Genomic DNA, 24442 nt, shown 5'->3' on the forward strand with positions numbered 1-24442 from the left:
CTTTTTGGCAAGATCGCAGCCTTTTTTCTTGGGGACTTTTTTTACAGCCCCTTTTTTTAGCTGATAACACGATAATTCTCGGCTGCTTCTTCTTTTTTTACATACTCGGTGACATTGAGAACTTCCACCTTGACAGGCTTCTGACCCATATTTATGGTGATAATGTCGCCAACTTTCACGTCATATGAAGCTCTTGCAATTTTATCGTTCACAAGCACCTTGCCTGCATCGCAAGCTTCGTTTGCAATGGTACGTCGTTTAATAAGTCTTGTGACTTTCAGGTATTTATCAAGCCGCATATTTTCCTCCTTTGTAGTAAAAAAGACCTAACCCGCAGGCTAGGTCTGAGTGGCATAAGCTTTAGATTACTTGTTTACAGCGTCCTTAAGAGCCTTGCCTGCCTTGAATGCAGGAACTTTCTTAGCTGCAACAGTGATCTGCTCCTTTGTACGAGGATTGATAGCTGTCTTTTCAGCTCTCTCTCTAACCTCGAATGTACCGAAACCTACCAGTGAGATCTTCTCGCCGTTAGAAAGTGTCTCTGATACAGAATCAATAACAGTTGTAAGTGCCTTCTCAGCGTCCTTCTTTGAATAATCGCCCTTTTCTGCGATAAGATTGATCAGTTCTGCCTTTGTCATTGTTTTTACCTCCAAATTATTTTTAACGAATAAAGTTATTCATTCATTTTGCTCTCGCCAATAAGCGTCAAGCTCATTTATGCTCAGGGCGGTCATATCCTGCCCGTTTTGCCTTACAGCATTTTCTGTTTTCTCAAACTTTTCGATATAATTATTATTTGTATCCGTCAGCACTTCTTCAGCGTCAAGGTCAAGCTTTCTTGCAAGTGAAGCACAAGTGAACATTATCTCACCAAGCTGTTTTGCAACTACGGCTTTATCACTGTCAGCACTGTTTTCAAGAGCCTTAACAGCATTTTCAAGTGCGCTGATATCATGAGCATTGTCATACTCGATACCTGCTCTTGCGGCACGTTTGCTTAACTTCTGAGCTCTCATAAGTGCAGGAAAGTTCTTTGGAACGCTTTTAAGGGTATCGGAATAAGTTTCCTGTCCCTTGGTTTCTTTCTTGATAGTGTCCCAATTTTTAAGCACTGTTTCAACGTTGTCAGCTTCTACGCTTCCGAAAACGTGTGGGTGTCTGATGATAAGCTTTTTACAGATATCAGTTATCACATCGTCAAGTCTGAAATTGTTGTTTTCGGTCTCGATAACTGTATGGAAAACCACCTGCAAAAGAACGTCGCCAAGTTCTTCTCTCATCATTTCAGGAGAGTCACAGTCGATAGCCTCCATGACCTCATAGACTTCTTCAAGAAAATCTTTCTTGATAGACTTATGGGTCTGGACCTTATCCCACGGGCAGCCGTTCTCGCTTCTGAGAATTACCACGATATCCGCAAGATCATTGATATCAAAGCTGTCTTTAGCAAGCAATTCCTTAATTTTATCGCTCATTACATCATTACCTTTCCAAAAGGGTGCTTATTAATAATAAACCATTTTGCTCAAAATTTCAAGGGTTTTGCGGATTTTTTTTTGAAAATATGTAATTTACAATATTTTTCGGCGTTTCGCACAATAAATATAAACAAAAAAAGTACATTGTGCTACCAATTCCTATAGAAAAAAGGGTCACAAATCTATGATTTATTTGCAAATGGGCTATTTTCGTAAGTGTTTCGTGTGACAAAACGGTTGTCACACTGCACATGATAGCGGCGTAGGTGGGCTTTACGAAAATTTCGCTCACTTTTGGTTTTAGATTCGCCATTTTGCAAACTGAGCGTACGGATAGGACGCATATGAAAACCTCTGAAACAAGAGTAGAAATAGCTGCTCCTGATATATTTATTATGGGCTGTCTTATAAGTATAATGTTCAGAAATAGCTTGATAATTCCACCTGCCAACATAATTATTATTGCTTTGTGAGGTTTTCCGAGGGTTTGCAGGATAGAAAAGCAAGGAGTTGCTATGGCAAGGAATATTACTGCTATTCCAAGTATGGACATTGGTATTATACAGACCTGTATCTCAGTTTCACGGCCTCCGAAAAGAAAACGCAGGATAGGTTCTGACAAAACTGCTATGCCCATGCCTGCGGGTATGGCTATGATACTGGTGACGATGAGCATTTTTGTAAGGCCTGACTGCATGGCTTTTTTATCGTTTTTGGCACAGCTTTCGGCAAGTGAGGGGAGTATGCTTTTGCCAAACATTGCGGTGATGGTCGGAACAAGACCGAAAACTGTCACTGCAAGACCAGTATAAGAGCCGTAGATGAAGTTCGGGAGCATATCGGCGGTGAGCTTATCAGAAAGCAGGCTGTCAAATGTGTGTGGAGAAGCTTTCATGGCGGTTTTGATACACGGATTGACAGTGAGCATATCTATCATGTTGGCAAAGGTCATTATCACTGAGATAAGTGCGATCGGAAGACAGCAGACGACAAGCTTTTTGGCTGTTGCACCTGTGGGGTCTGTTATGGTATCTCTTTGAAGCATTTGCTTTGTTATGCTGTCGCCTTTGATCTTGCCTGATATGAGAATATACAGACAGGCGATCGCAGAGGCTATGGACGAACCTAGGATAGCTGCGGCAGCTATAAATGGAAGTGCGGCGGAGGCTGCCTGACGTGAGTTTTCATAGGCTGTGCCGAATATCATGCCTGTTTTATCATACATATCGGAGATATGATACATTAGTCCGTAGGCGAAACCAAGACCTAGGATAAGTTTGAAAAGGGTTTCTATCACTTCTGATACAGCGGTCGGTATCATATTCTGCAAGCCCTCACAGTAACCGCGTTCCACTGACATAATGGTACAGAAAATAATAGATGGGGCAACGCACATGAGAGCATATTTTGTACTTGGCTCGCCGACTACATTGCGTGACAGAAAATCTGAGGTGAGTATCATTACTGCAGCAGCGGCTGCGCTGATGATCGTGAAAAGAAAAAATGCAGTTCGCTTGGTATGACGCATATTTGAAAAGCGTTCAAGGGCATAGTTTTCAGCGGTAAGGCGAGCCATGGTGGAGGGGATACCTGAAACGACTATGGCGAAAACTGGTGTGAAAACTGAGAATGCTGAAGCGAAATATCCCATGCCTGTGCCGCCCAGAAGATTAGTAAGAGGTATCTTATAGAGAAGTCCCAGAATTTTTGTTATCAGAACCATTGCAAGCAATATTGCTGAGCCTTTTATAAAGCCTTGTCTTTTCATCTGTCAACCTGCTTTCTGACTTTTTTTTATATGATCTTATGCTGTTATGGTGGGTTTTATTACGGTTTGTCCATATGTCAGGTGGATATGCAGTTGTTTAAATTGCACAAAAATAGAGCTTAGAGTGTTAATACTAAAAAAAAGTTTGCGTAAACACTTTATTTTATAGGAAAAATGTGATATAATCATATTATGTATTTTAAGAAAAAGAGGTAAAAAAGATATGACTTATAAGTTTTCAGAAAAGGTTTCTCATTTGCAGGCTTCTGCTATCAGAGAGATACTTAAATTTACTTCTGACCCAGAGGTAATTTCATTTGCGGCAGGTAATCCTTCTCCTGAGGCATTCCCTGTGGACGAGCTTAATAGGATATCAGAAGAGATATTCAAGAAAAATCCTATCGGCGCACTCCAGTACAGCCTTACAGAGGGATACACTCCGCTGAGAGATCTTCTTAAGAAAGAACTTGAAAAGAAGGGAGAATTTGATCCTGAGAGAGACGATCTTATCATCACAAGCGGTGCTCAGCAGGCTAACGAGCTTGCTTGTAAAGTTCTCTGCGACCCAGGCGACGTTCTTTGCTGTGAAGCTCCAAGCTTTATAGGCTCACTTAATGCATTCAAGTCTTACAATGTTGAGCTTAAGGGTATCACGCTTCATGAAGACGGAGTTGACCTGAAAGAGCTTGAAGAAGCTTTCGCTACCGGCAAGGTAAAGGTATTCTACATTATCTCTAACTTCCAGAACCCTACTGGTCTTACAACTTCTCTTGAAAAGAGAAAGGCTATCTACGAGCTTGCTAAGAAGTACAGTGTTATGATACTTGAAGATAACCCATACGGCGACCTGAGAATAAAGGGTGAGGCTATCCCGTCTATCAAGAGCATGGACAAGGACGGTCTTGTTATGTATTCAAGAACATTCTCGAAGATACTTGCTCCTGGTATCAGAGTTGGCTACATTTCCGCTCCAAAGGAGATAATCGGAAAGATAGTTGTCTGCAAGCAGGTGGCTGATGTACATACAAACATCTGGGCGCAGATGCTGGCTTACAACTTCATGAAGGACAATGATATGGAAGCGCATCTTGCTTCGCTGAGAGTGATCTACAAGCATAAGCTCGAACTTATGATAAAGCAGATCGAGAATAATTTCTCTTCACAGATCAAGTTCACAAGACCTGAGGGCGGTCTGTTCATTTGGTGTACTCTTCCGGAGGGCAGTGACATGACTGGTTTCTGCAAAAAGGCTGTTGCAGAATATAAGGTAGCCGTTGTTCCGGGCAATGCTTTCATGGTAAGCGAGTCTGACAAGACAGCTTCATTCAGATTGAACTTCTCAACTCCTACAGACAAACAGATAATCGACGGCTGTGAGAAGCTTGGCAAGCTTTCTAAGGAAATGTTCGGCGATTAAGATAAAATGAAAAAAGTTCCTTTTACGCCTTTTCAGCTTGTGCTTACGGTGGTAAATACGGCAGCTCTAATGTTCTGCATGGGGTGTGATTGCTTTGTGCTGATAGTGGGCATGACGGCAGGCAGGACAAAGCCTTATGTGGTGGATCTTGTGCTGAGTCTTCTTGCTATGGCGGTGTTTATTCTGCTTGTGTTTTCAGCAGGCAGGATAAATATTTTCAGTGATAAAGCTGACCCTGATGGGGACACTGCACCTGCGGTATCGGCACTTAGGACGTATTTTTGTATCTTGTTTTTTGATATCTCAGGAGTGCTGGGTCTTATGCTTGCGGGAGCGTTGGGGGTTGAGTGGGCTAAAAAAGCTATTATAATTTTTGCTCCTGTTGTTTTTGTCCTTGCAGCGATTGTTTATTTTATTCTATCGGGCAGGATAGGTCTTGATGATTTTTCGGATAGTGACGGGGAAGAATGATATTACAAGGGGGAGGTCTGTCATGAAAAGTGCATTGAAAAAGGATACTGTCAGAGAGATAAGGCACTCGTTGGGCAGATTTCTCTCTATTTTTCTGATAGTTCTTCTTGGCTGTGGATTTTTCTCTGGTATCAAGGCGACTATGCCTGATATGATAGACACGGCGGAGAAATATTTCAGTGATAACAGACTTATGGATATTAAGTTAATGTCGTCTATAGGCGTTAAGTCTGAGGACGTTGAGGCTGTGAAAAAAGCTGATGATGTTCAGGGCGTTATGGCGGGATATTCTAAGGACGTTTTCTACTATCATGAAAATCAAAACCTTGTGCTGAAATTCATGTCCTTCAATAATGTTGTTGATGAGAACAGCCCTAATAATCTTGATAAGCCTGTTTTACTAGAGGGCAGGCTTCCTGAAAAAAAAGGCGAGTGCGCAGTAGAGGTAAAAATGAGTTCACCTAACACCTTTAAGGTGGGCGGAGAGATAAAGATCAACGAGCCTGACTCGTCAAAAAATATAACTGATACTTTGGCAACTGACACATACAGGATAGTTGGTATTGTGGCTTCACCGCTTTATATCGGCTATGAGCGTGATGCGACCACAGTGGGCAACGGAACTGTGGTAAGCAACGTTTTTGTGCCTGAGAGCGAGTTTGTGTGCGATTATTACACTGAGCTTTATGTGAAATTCAAAGGCACGGACAAGCTTGACCCGTTTTCTGACGAGTACAAGCAGGCTGTGAAAGATAAGAGCGTTCAGGCGGTGGAGTTTTTTGAGGACAGTGTGAACGCAAGGTTTGAAAAACTAAGCAGTGACGCTCAGGACAGTATTGATGTCGCTCAGGAGAAAGTTGACATCTTGAAACAGGCGCTTGCCTGCGACGAAAATCAGCTTACGGAGCTTTTGGTGACGGCGCAGAAGTCGGTAGAGGAAGCTCAGGATGCTTATGATAAGGCTGAACAGAGTGGTTCTAGTGCAAAGTATCTTGCAAGGTCACAGCTTTTAAAAGCACAACAGCTTGAAGAAGTGGCAGGAAAGCTTCTTGAAGACAAAAAAACAGGAAGTACGGCGGCTTTTGATGAATATAATGGTCAGCTTGCGGCGGCAGAAGATGAGATAGCCGGAGCGAAAAAAGAACTTGAAGCCGTTAAAACGCCTGCATTCTATCAGTATGACAGATTTGAGGCTAGCTCTGATTATAGTTCCTTTTATGGGGACGCTCAGAAGGTCGACTCTATTGCAAAGGTGTTTCCTGTGTTCTTTATTCTTGTGGCGGCGCTTGTGTGCCTGACCACAATGACTAGAATGGTAGAGGAACAGAGAACGCAGATAGGTACATACAAGGCTTTAGGATACAGTGGGGCAAGAATAGCTGGAAAGTATCTTTTCTATGCAGCAATAGCGGCATCAGCAGGAAGCTGCATAGGCGTTGTTGTTGGATTGCAGATCTTTCCGAAGATAATTTATAGTTGCTATAATATTTTATATAACATTCCTGATATTGACACACCGTTCAAGCCTGTTTATATGGTGCTTTGCTTGGTGGTGTCGGTTATTTGCACTTGCTCGGCGGTGCTTTACGCTTGTGTCAAAGAGCTTAAGTCACAGCCGTCACAGCTTATGCGTCCAAAGCCACCGCAGAATGGCAGGCGTGTTTTGCTGGAGCGTGTGGATTTTATATGGAATCGGCTTGACTTTCTTGCAAAGGTCACTGTGAGAAATTTGCTGAGATATAAAAAGCGTTTCTTTATGACAATTGTGGGAGTGGCAGGCTGCACGGCACTGATAGTCACGGGTTTTGGTTTGAAATATTCTATAAAGACTATTGCCGAAAAGCAATTCAATGAGATATTTCTGTATGATGGTATTGCGGTACTTAATTCAGCTGATTTTGACGAGAAACAATTGGAGGACAAGATAAGCAGTATCGCACAGGTAGACAAATCTATGCTTATGCAGAGTACAGATGGCATTGCAGAAAATGAAAGTGAAAACCAGTCTGTTTCTATGATCGTGCCGAAAACTCCTGAAAATATGGGAGATTATATCGATCTTGTATCTGCTGAGAATGGATCAAACCTTGAAGTGAAAAGCGGTTCTGTTATCATAACACAAAAGCTTGCAAAGCTTCTTGACCTGAAAACGGGTGACACTATTACTATAAAGCTCAGTGGTCATGAGGAGAAAGAGTTCAAGATAGGCGGAGTAAGCAAGAACTATGCTTTGCATTATATTTACATCACTCCTGATGATTTTGAAAGTGTATACGGTGAGAAGCCTGTTTATAATCTTTCTTTTATTGACTTAAAGAAAGACACTGATGAAAACTCTTTCAAGGAACAGCTTATTTCAAATGACGAGTTTTATGGAATAAGCTTTAAAAATGATTCAAGCAGAGGTTTCCTTAATTCTGTGGACAGCCTTGACGCTATCGTTATTTTGCTCATCGTTTGCGCGGGAGGCTTGGCGTTTGTGGTGCTTTACAATTTGGCAAACATAAACATAACTGAGCGTGTTCGTGAGATAGCGACAATAAAAGTGCTTGGATTCTATGACGGTGAGACTTCAGCGTATATTTACAGAGAAAATCTGATATCGACGATTGTGGGCATTATCGTGGGTCTTGTGGCAGGAAAGATATTGCACTATTTTGTAGTGATAACTTCTGAGGTCGACCTTGTGCTGTTCAACAGACAGCTTGTTTGGTGGGCGTATGTGCTTGGTGCATTGCTCACATTGGCATTTGCATTTATAGTTAATTTGGTTCTTCATTTCAAGCTTAAAAAGATAGATATGGTAGAATCTTTAAAATCAGTAGAATAGACGGAGGTATTATTATGGATATTTTTGAAGAAAACTGCGATACTGAAAATAACTGCACAGTAAGCTATTTTTGGAAAGGTCTTGCACTTTTTCTCCTTGGCGTTATAATTGGTCTGTTTGTTTCGCCTATCAAGAAAGGCGTTACTATCGGTTGTAACAACAAGATAGACAAGGGTGGCTGTAATGATCATTTTGACCCTGACGAGTATTATGATGATTATAACTTTGATGATGATGAAGATGATTTTGACCATGATGGCGTAAAATTTTAACGAAAGGCGTATATTGATATGAAACTTGGCATGGTAGGACTTCCTAACGTAGGAAAATCAACACTTTTTAATGCACTCACAAATGCGGGTGCAGAATCTGCAAACTATCCGTTTTGCACGATCGAACCGAATGTGGGCATTGTTTCGGTGCCTGATGAAAGACTTGACAAGCTGGCTGAGATGTATCACCCTGTAAAGTTTACTCCTGCAACACTTGAATTTGTTGACATTGCAGGTCTTGTAAAGGGTGCTTCAAAGGGCGAGGGACTGGGAAACAAATTTCTTTCAAACATAAGAGAGGTGGACGCTATCGTTCACGTTGTAAGATGTTTTGATGACCCTAACATCATTCATGTTGACGGTTCTATCAATCCTCGCAGAGATATTGAAACTATCGACCTTGAGCTTATTTTCTCTGACGTTGAGCTTATCGAGAGAAAGCTTGACAGAACTAAAAAGGCAATGAAAGGCGACAAATCTCTTGCTTCTGCTGTAGAGTTCCTTGAAAAGCTTAAAGAGCATCTTGAAAGCGGCAAGCCTGCACGTTCTTATGACATGACAGAGGACGAGCTGGAGATACTTAAAGAAACACCGCTTCTTTCACTTAAGCCTGTTATCTATGCGGCTAACCTTTGCGAAGATGATTTCAGAAACAATATCGAAAGCAACGAGCATTACAAGGAAGTTTGCGAGATCGCAAAAGCTGAAGGCTCGGCTGTGTTCCCGATATGCGCGCAGATAGAGGCTGAGATATCTGACATGGACGATGAGGACAAGGAAATGTTCCTTGCAGACCTCGGTCTTGAAACTTCAGGTCTTAACAGAATAATCAAGGAGGGCTATTCACTTCTTGGTCTTATTTCATACCTGACAGCAGGCGAACCTGAGGTAAGAGCTTGGACTATCAAAAAGGGAACTAAAGCTCCACAGGCGGCAGGAAAGATACACACTGACTTTGAAAAGGGCTTCATCAGAGCTGAAGTTGTTTCATTTGACGATCTTATGAGCTGTGGCTCTATGACGGCGGCTAAGGAAAAGGGTCTTGTTCGTCTTGAGGGTAAGGATTACGTTATGCAGGACGGCGATATCGTTCTTTTCAGATTTAACGTATAAAGCGTAAGCTACACAAAGGCAGGCTGAAATATGCTTGCCTTTTTTATGTGCAATATGTATGTTTTTTGTTATTATATTTGTTTAAAATCACAAAAGTAAATTTAATTTGTGTTATAGATTTTTTCATATATTGATGATAGAATGTGATAGTAAAAATTAAAGATGATAAATGTAATAGTTAGATTTTTGGAGGAAAAGTAATGACAAAAAACATGACAACAGGCAGTCCGTTCAAGCTTATAATGAGCTTTGCGCTTCCTCTGCTTTTAGGAAATTTGTTGCAGCAGACATACAATCTTATTGACGCTGCCATCGTGGGAAGATTTCTTGGTTCTGACGCTCTTGCAAGTGTCGGAGCTTCAAGCAGTGTGCAGTTTTTGGTGCTTGGTTTCTGCATGGGAACAGCCTGCGGCTTTGGCGTGCCTATTGCAAGGCATTTCGGAGCAGGGGACATAAAAAAGCTGAAACAGTATTTTTACAATTCTATTGTTATAACCGCTGTTACTGCGTTTGTGTTGACCACAGTTTGTGCGGTGCTTTGTAGTGAGATATTGAAGCTTCTTTCAACTCCGTCGAACATTTTTGATGACGCATATAAATATCTTCTGGTGATATTTCTTGGCATACCGTTCACACTTTTGTATAACCTGCTTTCAAGCGTATTGCGATCTGTTGGCGACAGCAAAACGCCATTTGTATTTCTTGCTATATCAACGGTTTTGAACATTGCACTTGACCTTGTGTGTGTTATTGTGTTCAGGTGGGGCTGCATGGGTGCGGCTATCGCTACGGTCGTTGCTCAGGCGATAAGCGGAATACTATGTGCTATATTTATTATGAAAAAGGTCAGCGTGCTGAAACTTACCAAAGAGGACAGAGTGATGTCAAAGCCTGCGGTGCTGAACCTTATAATAATGGGCTTTCCTATGGGACTTCAATATTCCATAACGGCTATCGGCTCAATGGTCATGCAGTCGGCTAACAACAAGCTTGGAAGCATTTATGTGTCAGGATTCACTGCTGGGGCAAGGATAAAGCAGTTCACAATGTGTCCTTATGACGCTTTTGCAACAGGTGCATCTGTTTTTGCAAGCCAAAATCTCGGTGCAGGAAATCTCAAGCGCATCAAAAAGGGTATACGCATTGGAGTTGGCGTTGGCATGACATATGGAGTAATAGCCGGTATTGTACTTATATTCTTCGGCAGAGAGCTTTCGCTTATCTTTGTGAATAAGTCAGACGCAGCAGTGCTTACTGCTTCAGCCAAATATCTTTTCTACGCAGGCTTTTTCTATTGGACGCTCGGTATACTCAACACTTGCAGAATGTGTACGCAGGGCCTTGGATATTCTGGACTTGCTATATTCTCAGGAGTGACGGAAATGATAGCTCGAATTTCTGTAAGTATGATATTTGTGCCGAAATTCGGTTATCTTGCAATCTGCTTCACAGATCAGGCGGCATGGATAGCGGCTTGCTTGTACATAGTTCCTGTTTGCATATATTGTGTGAACAAGGCAGGCAGACACATTGCAGGAGATCACGGACTTCCTGTGGAAAATAAATAAGTAAAAGGCAGCTCTGAAAAAATCAGAACTGCCTTTTTTATGCCTACTTGTTTATAGCTTTTTTAAGTTGTAAGACAACTTCGCTGTAGTATCTTGGATTGACATCGCCAAGTTTCATGTTGTCATTGTATGCAGCATCGGGAAGTCGGAAGTAAAGCTCTTCCACGGTCACGTCCTCTATCTCGTAATAGCCGATGTATGTTCCTGAGAATTTAAGCTCGGCGGTCATGCCTATGTTGACGAGCTTGCCGTCGGGATCTTTCTCCTTGCCTGAGATATCATTTCTTATGAACTCATAGAAAAAGCCTGCGTCCTGTGCCTGACCTTTATACCAGCCTGCTTTGGTCATGCGGTTGACTAGAGTGGTGTTCGTTATCTCGGTATTCTTGAAGATCTCGCAGGCGGTCTTATTCTTATCGCTTTCCGCTACTTTGTATACCTTTCTTCTTAGCTGGTCGAATGGCTGTATTATCTCGTAATCATCAAGCTGTTCCAGCCAAGCTTCTTTTTCATGTTCAGTAAGCTCCAGCGGGTGAACAAGCCCTATCTGCATAACCTCGGACAGCTCTATCTCATTATCATCTGAGTTTGTAAAGCTGCCGTCGTCAAGATAACGGAACGAAGTTTTAAGGCAGCCATTTTCGTAAATACCCCATATAAGACCTATCGCAAAGCAGTGCATGAGAGGATTTTTTACAAAGAGAGCTTTCCAAGCTTCTGCTGTCCACTTACGGTCAAGCATAAGCACATATTCAAGACGCTGTTTCTGTGCGTCAACAACAGTTTTCATTTGCTTTTTCATTTCCTTGAAATCAGCAGTAGCCTTTTCTGCAAGGGCAGGGTCGTCATTAACGCCTATTTTAGGGAGATTTTTAAGCTTTTTCTCGCCCTCGAATATTTCTATATCAAGCTGTGGAGTGAGATAAACGGAGAATTTTCTGCTTCCAAAATCAAAGGTGCGGCACATTTTCTCGTCAAAGCCCATGTCAGGTACTATCTTGTCCGCAAGCTCCTGCGTTGTCAAGCCAAGCTGTTTAGCGGCATTGGCAAGTGCGTCAACTGCGGCAGCTCTGACCGCACGACTCTTATATTTTCTTGAAATATTGTCTACAGTCATAAGTGCATAGGAACTGCCGTTCAGAGCTACGGCATTGACGGCTTTAACCGCAAGGGCAACACGCATATTTAATGACTGTTTCGACCATTCTTTTATGTAATCCGTCAGGCAATTTATTGCTTCATCACCGCCGTAAATGGCCGCAAAATACATTGTCCACTTTGTTTTCGCTTCTGCACCTTTTTCAAGCCAGCGGCTCAGGACTTCAAGGGCGAATGTTTCAAGCTCATCAGCTTTGAGCTTCTGGGCAAGTGCCTTGCCCTCGGGTGGGAGGGTACCTTCGTCGGCGTTTGCATATGTAAGCAGGAGAGCCTGCAAATAGATATCCTCTGCGATTGTATCATCGGTGAAGTGAACAGGTGCAAAAGGCTGTTCAAAAAGCCAGAGAACTTTCTTGCTTTTTGTGCCTTTGGTGAGCGCAGTTACAAGGTCTTCATCTGATATTTTGGCAGGCTTTGCTTCGCTGCCCAAAAGTTCAGATATTTTCGATTTTAGTTTGTCAGATTTTTCTGTGGCATAGGCTTTTTCAAGCTCTGTGCGGTAGGCGTCAGCACCTTGATTTTCAATTATCATAAGTGCAGTTTCACGCTTGGCTGATTTTTTCTGAGCAAGAAGTTTGCAAACATCATCGTTCCAATCCTTGTGGACGGATATAACTTTCACAAGCTCTGCTTTTATTACCTTGCTGTTATCGTCACAAATGGCAAAAAATTCGTCTTTGTACTTGTTGCTGTCTGCGATATCAAGAAGCCTTATATACAAAAGTCGGCTGGACACAGCCATTTTGCTTACGTCAATAATGGTGGCTTTGTCTTTAAATTCTGGCATGATAGCGGTTATCTTATTGATGATGACTTCTTTACAGTAAGAGCTTTCTATCTGCCAGCCAAGGGATCTTATAATTATATCTATTGGCAGACCTGATCTTACCATTGCACGGACAATGAACTCGGTGTTATAATAAAGATCGTTGCCTATAAGTTGGAGGGGGTCACTTGTATCTTTAGACGCGCCTATGGAAAGGGCGGCGATACAGCGGATAATAAAATCGTCCTCTCCATATACACCAATATAGTCCATATTCTTATGTCTGCCCTCGCAGGCTTCTTCGTCTGCAAAGTGGAGTATCGTGTCTATTTCTGCTTTGCCCATGATATATGCGTATATCTCGTCACTGTGCTTGAAATGTTCGGCAATAAGTTTGGCGATACGTTCCTGATGGGTAGCTTTAAGACCAATTGCTTCTGCGTTATATTTAGGGTTAGTGGCTTTGAGCATTTTCTCCATTGTGATCGCTGTGTCAAATGGAGCATTTTTCATTGTTTCTATGAAAAGCTGTGGGTGATCTTTTGCGAGCTTTACCATTTGCGCTGGATAATTCCCATTTTTGTCAGGTGATTTGACAAAGTGCAGAATATATCTATCTGTAAGGCACTGTGGTTGAGCTTCGATAAGGTCGAATATCCTGGTGGTGGAGAGCTTCATATATATCAGCCCTTGGGTAAGATCGTCGCAATATTTCACAATGTTTTTATTAAAAAACGCACGATATTCTTTTACAAAATATGACGCTTCTGCATATGCGGCAAGAAAAAGACAGAAAACGGCTGTAGTTGTTTTGGGCTTTTTTTCGACCACTTCGCAAAGCTTTTTTATGGCAATTGCGGCTGTATCGGGAATTTTTGTTTTGCCGAGCAGGCTCTTTTTAGGCAGCTCGGTTGCGTCCAATGCGTAAACGCACAGGAGAAGCTGTGCTATGATATCGTCAGGGCTAACGAAGTTGAATGTTCTTATGGCATCGTCTGCGGAATAGATAGGATGATTTACAGTGAAAACGCTGATAGAATCATTTGAGCGGTTTGAGATCTCGGTTGATATCCAGACTGCTTCTGCGTTCTCACCATAAAAATCAGTGAGCGGTTTCATATACATGGCTTTGTTTTCGGAATATATATAGGCATTGCCAGACAACGCATCTGTCATATATCGGAAATATGGGCCCGTTGCCATTGAACTGAAAATAATATAACGGTCTTTAAGCTCCTCACTATCTGAACCTGATATCTCACTTTTTACAGCTTTGATAAGCTTTTCACGATAACTATACTGCATGAGTTTTGGATAGTATCTTGTTGTAATTTTTCTCATCAGGTCATTGTTTCTAGGCTTTGTGATGTCAAGATATTCAAGGGCAAGGTCTATGGTCTGCTGGTCAAAACCAAGCTCCTTTAAGGCGGTTTCAAGCTTTATAAAGCTTTTGGTGCTTTCGTTGTAGATCATTTTTTCTCCTCCATATTATTTATCGCACTGAACAGTGCTAATTTTTGTGTGCAAAGTCTGATATACCGCATTGTGTTGCCTGCGGCAGTGAAGATATCAAGGCTTTTGTCTGCGGTGGTGTGTCTTGCATTTTCGCACAGCTTTGTGAAGCATTCATAACGTTTTGCAAGTTCTTCAAGTCCGCATTGGCGTATGCTTTGAACGTGTTCATCTGCGATAACAGTGTTCACTCCGCACTCCATTGCCGTGACTATCCTCTTGTCGGTTTCTTCGGTGGCGTCAAGAAGTTCACTACACATTCCATAGTCTTGGTCTGTATCATTCTCGATGGGTACAGGAACATTGTCAGGCGGATCAATAAAATCATAGACCTCTATAGGGAAAAGCGTTAGCCTGCCGTGGTCGATATACCCCTGAGCCAGCATGACGTAGTTTTTGTGCTTCTCTTTTAGCATTTTGCCACCTATGGTTTCAAGCGTGGAAATAAATTCACGATTTTCTGCTGTGTATTTTGCGGTGACAGATATTTGTCTATCGCAGCCGTCTTTTATAATAAAAATCTGCTGTTGAGTGTGCTTGTCAAAATATGAAGCGACGCACTCTTTGGGGTGAACGAAATAAAGTCGGTCGGTCTCCTCGTCGCTTTTGTTTGCGGAGATCTTTTCCGCAAGCTCTTTGAAATCGCTGACAATAAGCTCACGGAGGGCAAAACAGTTTAGCTGTGCAGGACCTGCGCCTATGGTGTTGGTCTTTGACGATGAGGACAAATGCCCCATGCTCACCTTGGCGTTTTCAAGCTTCAGCTCTGTGCACATATAGCTGTTTAGAGAGCTGTCAAGATCCCATACAGTTGTGCTTTCGGCAAATCGTCTTGACTTTTTTTCATAAAACGTGGGGCGCAGATCGCTGTAGGTAAAAAAGCGCTGGGGCGAAGTTTTGTCTTTATTTAGAAAATAGTAGATACAGCCAGTGTATTCGCCACTGACATTTCTTGTGCCTATAGGCAGGAGTTGGAGCGTCCCCTCATAGTCGGTGTATTCTCTGCGGAAGGTGCCGAGCATTTCTTCTGTGATGTCGGCTTTTATAAGCTTGTTCATGCTGTCAGCATATTCAAACATTTTGTGAGTGAATACCTGCGGACTGAATGAAGCTCGCCTTGAAACACAGTCTTTAAGTCGGCTGCCAAGTTCACGCATTTGTCTTTCTGCCTCAGCCATTCTCAAAGCGTGGCAGAAAACTGCGGCAAGCTCAAAATTATCGGGGTCGCTCTCTTCGGCTCTTACAAGACCTCGGGTAAATATTCCAGACATTATTTTTATGCACTGTCCGGCACATCCTTTTATCTTTTTCTGGGTATCCTGAGAAAGCGGATTTATTTCAGGTTGGTCGGGTAGTTCAATTTCTGCTTGTTCAGGCTCGGAGGTTATGACCTCTGGAGTGATATCCTCGCCGTCGTACTGTGGAAGCTGTGCTTTCAAAAGCAGTATGGCTGTGATAATGTGCCTGCACATTCCTCTTGAAACACAACTGCATTGACTTTCATCAAGAGGTGATTTTATGGTGCAGGTTTCACCGTCTAATTTTACTATGTAACATTCATGGATTTTTTCAGCCGAAAGGGTCATGTTTTTGGATTCCTTCAACGCACGTTTGTAAATGCCCTTGTTTGAAAGCTCAATAAGCGTTTGTTCGTTTGCAATGCCAAGCTGTTTATCGATTACGTCCAAGATGTCATCTCCTATGCAAATATTTTTCCGATGTAATCCCCAAGCTTATCAGGGGTAAGACCGCCAACGAATGAGCCCATATCTGCAAGCTTCTGACCTGTCGCCTTGTCATAGGCAGGGTCGGCATTTTCATCAAGGGCGGTAAGGAATGAGAGATGTGCTCCGCTTGTGATTATATTTTTGCTGACGTTCATAAGCTGTGCTTCACTGCCACCCTCGTAGAGGTCTGTTACAACGATAACGCAAGTGTCACGCGGCGTAACGATAAGGCTTTCGCAGTAGGTAAGGGCTTTTGCAATATCCGTTCCTCCCCCAAGCTGAACGCTCATTATTGTCTGAGCAGGGTCGTCTGCATGGTCTGAGAGGTCAACGATGCTTGTATCAAATATGATGAGCTTCACCTCTGCAAATGGCAGTTCGGAAATTATCTGCGCCATTACTGCACTATAGATGACTGAACCGAGCATTGAACCGCTTTCGTCTATGGCTATGATAATGCGCTTTTTGTTATGCTTTTTCACACGTCCACTGAAATAGATATCTTTAAGTATAAGCTGGTTGCTTGTTTTGTCATAGTTTTTCAGGTTTCGGCGGATAGTCTTTTTGAAATCGAGGTTTGCAGAGCATTTCATAACTGACGATGTGTTTTTATCAAGCCTGCCTGTAAGGCTTCGCTTTATGGTCATATCAAGCTTTTGTTTGATATCGTCTGCCACCTGTTTTGCTATTTTTAAAGCCGCCTGCAACACCTCGCCGTTCATGAGATGTTTGAGCTGAATGATAGTTTTAAGCAGCGCTATATCAGGCTTCATTTCTTCAAGAACCTTTTTATCGGTAAGAAGCTCGGTCATGTTGAACCTTTCCAAAGCTTGACGTTCAAGCACCTCGGCGGTCTGCTTTGGAAAAAGCGTTCTGACTTTTGTTATCCATTCTGCGGCGTTTAGCACACTGCCACCCTGACCGCCTTGCCTGCTGTTCTCGTCCCTTACATCGTCACCTTGCGCACGGCTATAGAGATAATCGAGTAGCTTTTCCATATCCTGAAACGTTATTATCTCTGCTTTGTCACCGGTAAAGGAAAGGCTTTTGTCAGACATTCCGCCCAGCACGAGCCGCCAGCGGTTGACGGATATGGCTTTGTTTTCATCTGTCATGGCTTTTCCTCCTCAGACAAAAGTTTGACTATCTCTTTATCTATTTCCCCACCGAAGCTATATAGCCTTTCGTTTATAGGTTTTTCCACAAGAAGCTCAGCACTGTCAGCGTCATAAAGCTTTGCGACAGCGGTGGTTGTTTGCTGTATTTCATATGGGGTGAAACAACTGAAAGCAAGCTTCATGGAGGGAAGTATCTCTATAAAATCGTCATAGTCAAGTCCGCAGATAAGCGTGTCTGTCATTCTGATGAAAGAATCGTCCGTCATGATGATATCACGGGCGGCATTGAAAAGTCCGTGAAGAAACTCCGCTCCTTGTATTTGAACATTCCTGTCGCCTTTGAGATAGCTTGACATTGCCTGCTCAGCAAGCTTGCGGCGGTGGGGGTCAAAGGCATAAAGTATGCCAAGTGCTGTGCCGTAAACAAATGGGTCTTTATCAGATTTACCGCAGAGGGAAAGCAGGGCGGTTTCATAGTCCTGACGATATTCTCTAAAGCCGTCAGTGACAGCTTTTTGCATTGTGTACATTATCGCTGCACATTCTGCAATGTGGTCGTCTTTCACCGACGCCATATCAGGCAGTGCTGTGATTATCCTTGTCATGCACCGCTTTGCACAATTTTCTGCGGCGGAAAACTCGGTATTATAAAGCTGTTGGAGTTCCATAAGAGTGATAAAATGCCTTAGACCTCTGCCTACAGAGAAAAAGTCACCATCTGAGTTAAGAATGTTCTCGGCACAAGCATTGTCATCATCAGAGAGTTCTAAGCCCATTTGGAAGCAGTCCACAAGGATATGCGCTGCAACATCACAGTGCTTTTCATGGTGAAGTGTTCTTGAAGCACAGGTGCGGCAGGCTTCTTCAATGGTGAAGCCGTCGGCAGTATGGTCTATGAGTGCAACGTCTGTGGCAGGAACTTTTTTGTATACCCATTCTTCACGGACACGACTTCTGTCTTTTCGCCTATGCAAATCAGGTCCTTTTGTTCGCTGGGCAAAGTCTGTGCCTAGAAACACCATTCTGTGGAAAAATCTGCTTAGTTCCATGCCGTTTGCAGTGGTAAAAAGTGAAACTTCCGTCTTATTAGGGGTTACTGTTTTTATTTTAAGTCGAAACCTTTTACACTGTTCTTCAAAATCAGCGATAAGCGGAGGAACGTGGTTTATATCACCTATATGACCTGTCTTGTCGCCTGTGGCAAGTTTGTGCATAAGGTCGATAGGCAGGGCAGAGGATATTGTTTTCTCTCCCTTGATAAATGACGAGGTTATGGCGTCCTCAAGCTCGTAAAGTCCACATTCATGACAGCCACGAAGTGCGGCAAGTCCACTCATCATAGACTGCGCTGCGGAAGCGTCAGCCATTGACACTGGGATATCATGTTTATCACAGGCTCTCACTGTGCCTATGAGCAGGTCAAGAACTGTGTCGCTATAAACACCTGCCGGGTCATCGCAGTGAATTAGCTTGTTCATCACGCAATCATAAAAATAAGGACGCTGGATACCAGAGGCATATCCACTGAGAGCGTCTGCTGCTTCATAAGAATAAGCTACGGGGAAACAGCCCTCATCTTTTTGAGAGAGCTTGTGAAGCTTTTCTTTTTGGATATTATCACTTTTCAAAAGCTCATAAAGTCCCAAACTGTGGAATCCGCCTGTTACAGCAAGGACTTTTTTGTTATCTTTAAGTGCTTCTTTGATACGCAGAGCCATATGGTTTTCTCTTGCAAGAGTTCCGTCTGCCACAAGATCATCTTCTGTTTCGTCATTTCGTGTGATAATGCAGTAGGTGTACATTTGCTGTACAAAATCTTGTACAGATAGTCTGAGTCCCTCTATCTCAAAATACTTCTCCCAGAACTCTTCAAAGGTCCTTAGATCTGTTTTCTCGCAAAGCTTTTTGCAGAATTTGCTGTATATAAGTCTGCTGTCATCAGTGTAGCTGTGTTTATCCTTATTACTGCGAAGGCCTTTATTTTCTGCGGTGGTAATAAGTATCTCGCTGTAGGGAAGATCTATAAAGCGTGCTTCTATATCCATGGCTGCGGCTGTTTTCAGAGCGTTATACTCAGGTGAAGCATAGATAAAAGGGTAGTAGCATTTATAGTCTTCGGCTTCATCACTGATAAACTTTTTTCTGTCCTTGTAGTAATAATAGAAAGCCGCAGGGAGTTTTGTTCTCTCGTCCGTCAACACACCTATCATATCATTGGCGTTTTCAGGACCCTCTATAAGTATGACATCGGGCTGATATTCTTTAATTGCTCTGATGAGCTGCCACGAGCAGACAGGGCTGTGGTGTCTTACAGGAAAAAGCATAAATGGCTGAGAATAGTCGAAAGGTATTATTTCAGATACTTGGCTGTATCCAGATATTCTGTCCATATGCCTCCCTCACTTGCACTTTTTTCCTTAACAGCGATCCTGAAATAGCTTTTAAGCTTTTCAAGGTCGTCTTTGTTTTCCTTACAAACTGCTCCTAAAAGATTCTGCGTAAGCTCTTTGAGATCAGTTTTTCCGTCACCATAATAATATGCACTGCTCATAGTTTGATAGAAAACGGACACAGCTTCGGCTGTACTCATAACGGCGTTTGGTTTTTCAAGCTTTGTTCCCTCTGAGGTAACGCCCTCACGAAGCTCATGATATGTGACAGCAAGAAGTTCAGCAGCGTCGGTGTCTATAGGCTGGTCGATATGACCTGTTTTTGCAAGGTCTTGTGCTTCACGGATAATGATCTCCTTTTCGAGCCTTACGTCACGAACAGGCTCGACAGTTTCAAAATTGAAACGCCTTTTCAAAGCACCTGACATTTCATTTACGCCCTTATCACGGGTGTTTGCAGTACCGATTATATTAAATCCTTGCTTGGCGAAAACAAGTCCTTCGTTTTCAAGCTCAGGGATATTGAGTATCTGGTCGCTCATTACAGAAATAAGGCTATCCTGGATTTCTGCAGGGGTACGAGTTATTTCCTCAAATCGTGCGAAAATGCCTTGTTCCATGCCTATGAGCAGGGGAGCAGGCACAAGGGCTTCACGGCACGGACCTTTTGAAAGAAGCATGGCATAGTTCCAGCTATATTTTATCATATCCTCGGTAGTTCCAGCCGTACCCTGAACTGTGTTCGTGCTTATGCCGCAGCAAGCAGCAGAGAGAAGCTCAGAGAGCATAGTTTTAGCAGTGCCTGGCTCACCCACCAGCATAAGTCCACGGTTACCAGCGAGGGTGATTATACAGCGCTCAACAAGTGCGTCATTGCCATAGAATTTGCGCTTTATCTGCATTTTGCCATCGGCAGTTTTGATGATTCCGCCTAATATAAATGTTCGCACTGCCTTTGGCGACAGCACCCAATTCTCAGGCTTTTTGCCAATATCAACACTTTTCAAGGCGTCGAGTTCATTTTTGTAGCGTATCTCAACGGGCGGTTTTATGTATTCATTCGTCATAGCAGTTATCTCCTAAAAGTTAATTTATCAGCAATAATTATATCATATTTTGTTGTTATTTACAATAAGCATGGGGATATTCAGCTAAATTGACAACGAACAGATGTTTTGATTGTGCATTTTGACAGTTAGGATCGGGTATAAAAAAACCGCTTCGCATTTCTGCGAAACGGTTTGATAAATGAGAATGAAATTATCTCTTTGAGAACTGTGGAGCACGTCTTGCGGCTTTGAGACCGTACTTCTTTCTTTCCTTCATTCTTGGGTCACGAGTGAGGAAGCCTTCCTTCTTGAGGAGAGGTCTGAACTCATCGCTAGCCTGAAGAAGAGCTCTTGAAAGACCGTGTCTAATTGCACCAGCCTGACCTGTTACTCCACCGCCTGTTACTGTGCAAACGATATCGTACTTATCCATTGTATCTGTTACAGCAAATGGCTGACGAACGATGAGCTTGAGTGTCTCAAGACCGAAGTAATCGTCAATGTCTCTGCCGTTGATTGTGATCTTACCTGTACCCTCGTAAACACGAACACGGGCAACAGAATGTTTTCTTCTACCTGTGCCATAGAAATATGGCTGCTTTGATTCGTACATCTAAATTGCTCCTTCCTTACAGTTCGTATTTAACAGGCTTCTGAGCAGCATTATTATGCTCAGCACCCTTGTATACTCTGAGTCTCTTTGCAGCAGCTCTGCCAAGTGTGTTGTTAGGGAGCATACCCTCAACAGCAATTGTCATAGCTCTGTCTGACTGATTAGCCATCATATCTGAATACTTGATCTCCTTAAGACCGCCGATCCAGCCTGTGTGCCACTTGTAAGACTTCTGATCAAGCTTCTTGCCTGTGAGAACAGCCTTATCTGTGTTGATGATGATTACATGGTCGCCGCAGTCAGCGTGTGGTGCGTAAGTTGGCTTGTGCTTGCCACGAAGAATGTGAGCAGCCTTAGCAGCAACTCTACCGAGTGACTGACCTTCAGCGTCGAGAATATACCATGTGCGAGTAATGTCGCCTGCTTTTGGCATATAAGTTGACATATTATTTCCTCCATTCAGAATTATAAAAAGTCTGTTCACAGCCGCATTTTCGCCCTGTGAACTCACAACGTTGTCTATTATACAACAGCTTTTCACGATTGTCAATAGTCAAAACGTCGAATTTTTAATTTATATCCCTCATTCTCTTTAAATCTCTTCGTTTTGCTCCGTTTCTCTCGATTTCTCACAATTCATTTCACTTTTGCATTTTACACTAATATACACAGTAATATGGCGTAAACTAAAGATAATCATAGCATAAGCAACGTATATTCAATATTTATCTATATACGTTAGAATATGTGCTTATATGTCTGTATTTGCATTTTCAGTATATGCTTTTCTTCTGCACCAAAATCCTGCAAACCGTCTGCTTTACTGTATTTTCAGCTTTATTCATCTTCAAATGAAAAAATATCCTCTACAGATACACCAAATACCTTTGCAATATCCATTGCAAGCTTTAGGGACGGATTGTATTGTCCTTTTTCAAGACGTATGATAGTTTCACGTCTGACGCCCACTTTTTCGGCAAGGTCACCCTGCTTCATGTCAAGCTTGGCACGATATTCCTTGAGTTTTGTTTTTAGCTCCGGCATTACTCGTCCTCCTCATCGGTGCTGAGCTTGCCCTCATGGTGGAGGAAAAATCCGCTTTCAAGGGTCATATAACTGAACCAGAATATAAACCATACTTGATATAGTCTGTCGCTGTTTATCTTTATGGTTATACTTCCTTCCCAGAACATTGATATAAAGATCGCCACTGCTAATATTATCAAAAACATTTTTGTGATACTTTGATGTGCCTTGAGCATATTTTCTTTTGCCATTTCATCCTCTTTGTCAACTTTCTGACAGCTTGCATACAGCCATATTACTGCAAATAATGCCGTCATAGCAGCCAACACAACGAATATCACTGTCGCCCATGTTGTATTATCAAGCTTGTAATGCTCCGCAGTGTTTTCAAATATCTCTGTGACAAGTATTGCAATTCCTGTTACCATACGCTTTTTGTGATATTCTCTCAGAGTTATCTTTTTCTTTTCTTTTTTCGCTTTCATTTTTATCCCTCTAGTTCTCATCATCATCGAACTTACTTTCAAAATACAGCCCTATAAAATTGTACACCGCATAGCAAAACCATATCAAGCCCGTTATAACATATTCGTTTAGTGTGACCTTAAATCTTCCTAAAATATCGGAAAACAAAGTCATAACTGAAATAAACAGGCAGGCAATCGTGAACAGGAACGTTATAAAAGTCTGATTGACCTTTGCTGTTGTCTGCTGAGTAAGCTCGTCATCTGTATCTCTTTTGCCGGCCGTGGATATCATCTTTGTTATGCATATGGCGATCAGCGCAAGCGTTCCCAAAGATACGATAAGGTTTATCACATTGGTGAGCGTATGTCCTTTTTTGATATCAGGCAGGAACTTATCCATGACCCAATAAAATATCCACATTGAACCGCCTGCTGTACCTAAGATACCCATAAGTCTGTAGTATTTTTTATATGATATCTTGTTTGATATTTCATCAGTTTTGTTTTTCACTACTATCTCTTCTTTCTTTTGTTCTTTACACAGCTGTATAATCAAAGTGATTTATTTATCACCTTATGTGACAATTATATCACCCTTGTTTTGCTCTGTCAATGGAAAAGTGACAAATTCATCACTTTTGTGCAGGTATACAAACTGTGTGACAACTGATCGTGCACATTCATATATAGTGACAACAAAAAAGAGTGGAACAATGTCCGCTCTAAAAATTATTCTGCTGATGAACTTGAACTATCAGTATCGCTGCTGTCGCCGCCGTTAATGAAGATAGCTTTGCAAACTGAGCTGAAATCTTCATCTCTGAGGGAAACGTCATTTTTCACAACGTCTGATATAGCGAACTTTCTGTAGGTGAAACCGTCGTATACTATTATAAAGGATATAGTGTAGTTATCAGAGCCGTGCTTGCCTTTTACGGTCACTGTGTAGTTGTGCCCGTCCTTTGTGCAGTCCCACTCAGCGTCATCGCCAAGGTATGAGGCTATACATTCGCCGATTATCTTTGAAGAGCTGCCTGAGAAGTTGTCAAGGCTTTGAACGTAGCTGTTCTGTGCTGAAACGGTCATGTAGTCAGCGTCGATTTTAATGCTTTGTGTAAACCCGTTCATGAACAGGGCAGCGATAATGAAAAATCCGCACATTATCGCTTTGTAAAGCTCTCTGCCACACAGCTTTTCACGCTTGTATACATAAACCGGCGTGAGCCATACCCATTTATAAAGGTGGGTGGCGGCAATATCATGCTTTATAAGCTGCTTACAGTCTGCGACTGAACAGCCTATCATAAAAAGCGGCACAAGTATCCAAAGCACCGCTCCCGCAGTGGCTGAGTTTGCGTAGTTTTCAAGAAACAAGCCAATAAGCGGCACAAAGCATATGAACCATATCAGTCCATTGTTGAGTGACAATGCCTTTGCAGAATTAGAGTTGTTTTCAGTCTGCGGCATATTTATCGTAATATCCATTTTATCCTCCGATATTTCTAAGTTATCTATATTATATAATATTTTTCTGAAATAATCAATAGTCTGCTTTTTTGTTTATTTGTCACAAAACATATGTTCTGCTTGATATTCAGAAATGTTTAATTAATGTATTTACAAAATCGTTGACTTTGTGTTATAATATAATTTGTATGTAAAAAATTCTTCAGATCCGTAAGAAAGGAAATGAGAA

The 24442-nt window shown here is 42.2% G+C and carries 21 protein-coding genes; 6 read left to right on the forward strand and 15 right to left on the reverse strand.

The features are described 5' to 3' along the window. Positions 1 to 56: 56 nt before the first annotated feature. From WS40_RS04355 to WS40_RS04370, 4 genes are all read right to left on the reverse strand, one after another. On the reverse strand, positions 57 to 299 hold the full coding sequence (locus WS40_RS04355; RefSeq protein WP_022288222.1) for an RNA-binding S4 domain-containing protein: 243 nt from the start codon (positions 297 to 299) through the stop codon (positions 57 to 59). Positions 300 to 365: 66 nt separating this feature from the next. Next, positions 366 to 656 (reverse strand): HU family DNA-binding protein, encoded by a 291-nt coding sequence (locus WS40_RS04360; protein ID WP_272114610.1) that lies wholly within the window; start codon positions 654 to 656, stop codon positions 366 to 368. Positions 657 to 680: 24 nt separating this feature from the next. After that, positions 681 to 1478, reverse strand: coding sequence for a nucleoside triphosphate pyrophosphohydrolase (gene mazG, locus WS40_RS04365; protein WP_022288220.1), 798 nt, complete (start codon positions 1476 to 1478; stop codon positions 681 to 683). A 58-nt stretch (positions 1479 to 1536) separates the two neighbouring features. Continuing rightward, complete coding sequence (locus WS40_RS04370) at positions 1537 to 3249, reverse strand: putative polysaccharide biosynthesis protein (RefSeq protein WP_046440511.1); 1713 nt, start codon at positions 3247 to 3249, stop codon at positions 1537 to 1539. A 223-nt stretch (positions 3250 to 3472) separates the two neighbouring features. On the opposite strand from WS40_RS04370, the gene WS40_RS04375 reads away from it, so the two are divergent. From WS40_RS04375 to WS40_RS04400, 6 genes are all read left to right on the forward strand, one after another. Beyond that, positions 3473 to 4666: an aminotransferase-like domain-containing protein gene (locus tag WS40_RS04375; protein WP_046440513.1), complete on the forward strand. Its 1194-nt coding sequence runs from the start codon at positions 3473 to 3475 to the stop codon at positions 4664 to 4666. A gap of 6 nt (positions 4667 to 4672) precedes the next feature. After that, a complete protein-coding gene (locus WS40_RS04380) occupies positions 4673 to 5137 on the forward strand; it encodes a hypothetical protein (RefSeq protein ID WP_046440515.1) in 465 nt (154 codons plus the stop codon). Between the two features lie 22 nt (positions 5138 to 5159). Next, a complete protein-coding gene (locus WS40_RS04385; RefSeq protein WP_046440517.1) occupies positions 5160 to 7967 on the forward strand; it encodes an ABC transporter permease in 2808 nt (935 codons plus the stop codon). Between the two features lie 14 nt (positions 7968 to 7981). Then, a complete protein-coding gene (locus tag WS40_RS04390; protein WP_022288215.1) occupies positions 7982 to 8239 on the forward strand; it encodes a hypothetical protein in 258 nt (85 codons plus the stop codon). 18 nt (positions 8240 to 8257) lie between these two features. After that, entirely contained in the window at positions 8258 to 9352 is a 1095-nt protein-coding gene (gene ychF / locus WS40_RS04395; RefSeq protein WP_041337323.1) for a redox-regulated ATPase YchF, read from the forward strand. A gap of 200 nt (positions 9353 to 9552) precedes the next feature. Then, positions 9553 to 10920: an MATE family efflux transporter gene (locus WS40_RS04400; protein WP_046440520.1), complete on the forward strand. Its 1368-nt coding sequence runs from the start codon at positions 9553 to 9555 to the stop codon at positions 10918 to 10920. A gap of 43 nt (positions 10921 to 10963) precedes the next feature. Here WS40_RS04400 and WS40_RS11415 read toward each other — a convergent pair whose 3' ends face one another. From WS40_RS11415 to WS40_RS04455, 11 genes are all read right to left on the reverse strand, one after another. Further along, positions 10964 to 14317, reverse strand: a complete 3354-nt coding sequence (locus tag WS40_RS11415) for a DUF4132 domain-containing protein (protein ID WP_325208413.1) — start codon at positions 14315 to 14317, stop codon at positions 10964 to 10966. After that, positions 14314 to 16044, reverse strand: coding sequence for a hypothetical protein (locus tag WS40_RS04410; RefSeq protein ID WP_046440522.1), 1731 nt, complete (start codon positions 16042 to 16044; stop codon positions 14314 to 14316). Before WS40_RS04410 ends, WS40_RS11415 begins: the two co-directional genes overlap by 4 nt. Positions 16045 to 16055: 11 nt before the next feature. Next, complete coding sequence (locus tag WS40_RS04415) at positions 16056 to 17198, reverse strand: VWA domain-containing protein (RefSeq protein WP_046440524.1); 1143 nt, start codon at positions 17196 to 17198, stop codon at positions 16056 to 16058. Further along, complete coding sequence (locus tag WS40_RS04420) at positions 17195 to 19591, reverse strand: DUF5682 family protein (protein WP_046440526.1); 2397 nt, start codon at positions 19589 to 19591, stop codon at positions 17195 to 17197. The genes WS40_RS04415 and WS40_RS04420 overlap by 4 nt, the downstream gene beginning before the upstream one ends. Next, the gene (locus WS40_RS04425; RefSeq protein ID WP_022288208.1) at positions 19552 to 20658 is read right to left on the reverse strand and encodes an ATP-binding protein; all 1107 of its coding nucleotides are present in this window, start codon (positions 20656 to 20658) and stop codon (positions 19552 to 19554) included. Before WS40_RS04425 ends, WS40_RS04420 begins: the two co-directional genes overlap by 40 nt. 193 nt (positions 20659 to 20851) lie before the next feature. Further along, complete coding sequence (rpsI, locus tag WS40_RS04430) at positions 20852 to 21253, reverse strand: 30S ribosomal protein S9 (protein ID WP_041337331.1); 402 nt, start codon at positions 21251 to 21253, stop codon at positions 20852 to 20854. A gap of 16 nt (positions 21254 to 21269) precedes the next feature. Next, positions 21270 to 21698, reverse strand: coding sequence for a 50S ribosomal protein L13 (gene rplM / locus WS40_RS04435; protein ID WP_022287500.1), 429 nt, complete (start codon positions 21696 to 21698; stop codon positions 21270 to 21272). A 392-nt stretch (positions 21699 to 22090) separates the two neighbouring features. Next, a complete protein-coding gene (locus tag WS40_RS04440; RefSeq protein ID WP_022287501.1) occupies positions 22091 to 22297 on the reverse strand; it encodes a helix-turn-helix transcriptional regulator in 207 nt (68 codons plus the stop codon). Continuing rightward, positions 22297 to 22764 carry a hypothetical protein gene (locus tag WS40_RS04445; protein WP_041337332.1) on the reverse strand — a complete coding sequence of 156 codons (468 nt, stop codon included), beginning with the start codon at positions 22762 to 22764 and terminating at the stop codon, positions 22297 to 22299. The genes WS40_RS04440 and WS40_RS04445 overlap by 1 nt, the downstream gene beginning before the upstream one ends. A 10-nt stretch (positions 22765 to 22774) precedes the next feature. Continuing rightward, positions 22775 to 23257: a hypothetical protein gene (locus tag WS40_RS04450; protein ID WP_046440528.1), complete on the reverse strand. Its 483-nt coding sequence runs from the start codon at positions 23255 to 23257 to the stop codon at positions 22775 to 22777. Between the two features lie 218 nt (positions 23258 to 23475). Beyond that, positions 23476 to 24231, reverse strand: coding sequence for a hypothetical protein (locus tag WS40_RS04455; RefSeq protein ID WP_046440530.1), 756 nt, complete (start codon positions 24229 to 24231; stop codon positions 23476 to 23478). Positions 24232 to 24442 lie beyond the last annotated feature (211 nt).

This window comes from Ruminococcus sp. N15.MGS-57 (assembly GCF_000980385.1).
In the GTDB taxonomy this organism is placed as follows: domain Bacteria; phylum Bacillota; class Clostridia; order Oscillospirales; family Ruminococcaceae; genus Hominimerdicola; species Hominimerdicola aceti.

Excerpts from the sequence above, each read along its gene's own strand:
- rpsI (WP_041337331.1), bottom strand. The coding sequence starts at position 21,253 with ATGTACGAATCAAAGCAGCCATATTTCTATGGCACAGGTAGAAGAAAA.
- WS40_RS04380 (WP_046440515.1), top strand. The coding sequence starts at position 4,673 with ATGAAAAAAGTTCCTTTTACGCCTTTTCAGCTTGTGCTTACGGTGGTA.
- WS40_RS04390 (WP_022288215.1), top strand. The coding sequence starts at position 7,982 with ATGGATATTTTTGAAGAAAACTGCGATACTGAAAATAACTGCACAGTA.
- WS40_RS04425 (WP_022288208.1), bottom strand. The coding sequence starts at position 20,658 with ATGACGAATGAATACATAAAACCGCCCGTTGAGATACGCTACAAAAAT.
- WS40_RS04415 (WP_046440524.1), bottom strand. The coding sequence starts at position 17,198 with ATGACAGATGAAAACAAAGCCATATCCGTCAACCGCTGGCGGCTCGTG.
- WS40_RS04455 (WP_046440530.1), bottom strand. The coding sequence starts at position 24,231 with ATGGATATTACGATAAATATGCCGCAGACTGAAAACAACTCTAATTCT.
- WS40_RS04445 (WP_041337332.1), bottom strand. The coding sequence starts at position 22,764 with ATGAAAGCGAAAAAAGAAAAGAAAAAGATAACTCTGAGAGAATATCAC.
- mazG (WP_022288220.1), bottom strand. The coding sequence starts at position 1,478 with ATGAGCGATAAAATTAAGGAATTGCTTGCTAAAGACAGCTTTGATATC.
- WS40_RS04355 (WP_022288222.1), bottom strand. The coding sequence starts at position 299 with ATGCGGCTTGATAAATACCTGAAAGTCACAAGACTTATTAAACGACGT.
- WS40_RS11415 (WP_325208413.1), bottom strand. The coding sequence starts at position 14,317 with ATGATCTACAACGAAAGCACCAAAAGCTTTATAAAGCTTGAAACCGCC.
- WS40_RS04400 (WP_046440520.1), top strand. The coding sequence starts at position 9,553 with ATGACAAAAAACATGACAACAGGCAGTCCGTTCAAGCTTATAATGAGC.
- WS40_RS04420 (WP_046440526.1), bottom strand. The coding sequence starts at position 19,591 with ATGGACAGAATATCTGGATACAGCCAAGTATCTGAAATAATACCTTTC.
- WS40_RS04370 (WP_046440511.1), bottom strand. The coding sequence starts at position 3,249 with ATGAAAAGACAAGGCTTTATAAAAGGCTCAGCAATATTGCTTGCAATG.
- WS40_RS04375 (WP_046440513.1), top strand. The coding sequence starts at position 3,473 with ATGACTTATAAGTTTTCAGAAAAGGTTTCTCATTTGCAGGCTTCTGCT.
- rplM (WP_022287500.1), bottom strand. The coding sequence starts at position 21,698 with ATGTCAACTTATATGCCAAAAGCAGGCGACATTACTCGCACATGGTAT.
- WS40_RS04440 (WP_022287501.1), bottom strand. The coding sequence starts at position 22,297 with ATGCCGGAGCTAAAAACAAAACTCAAGGAATATCGTGCCAAGCTTGAC.
- WS40_RS04385 (WP_046440517.1), top strand. The coding sequence starts at position 5,160 with ATGAAAAGTGCATTGAAAAAGGATACTGTCAGAGAGATAAGGCACTCG.
- ychF (WP_041337323.1), top strand. The coding sequence starts at position 8,258 with ATGAAACTTGGCATGGTAGGACTTCCTAACGTAGGAAAATCAACACTT.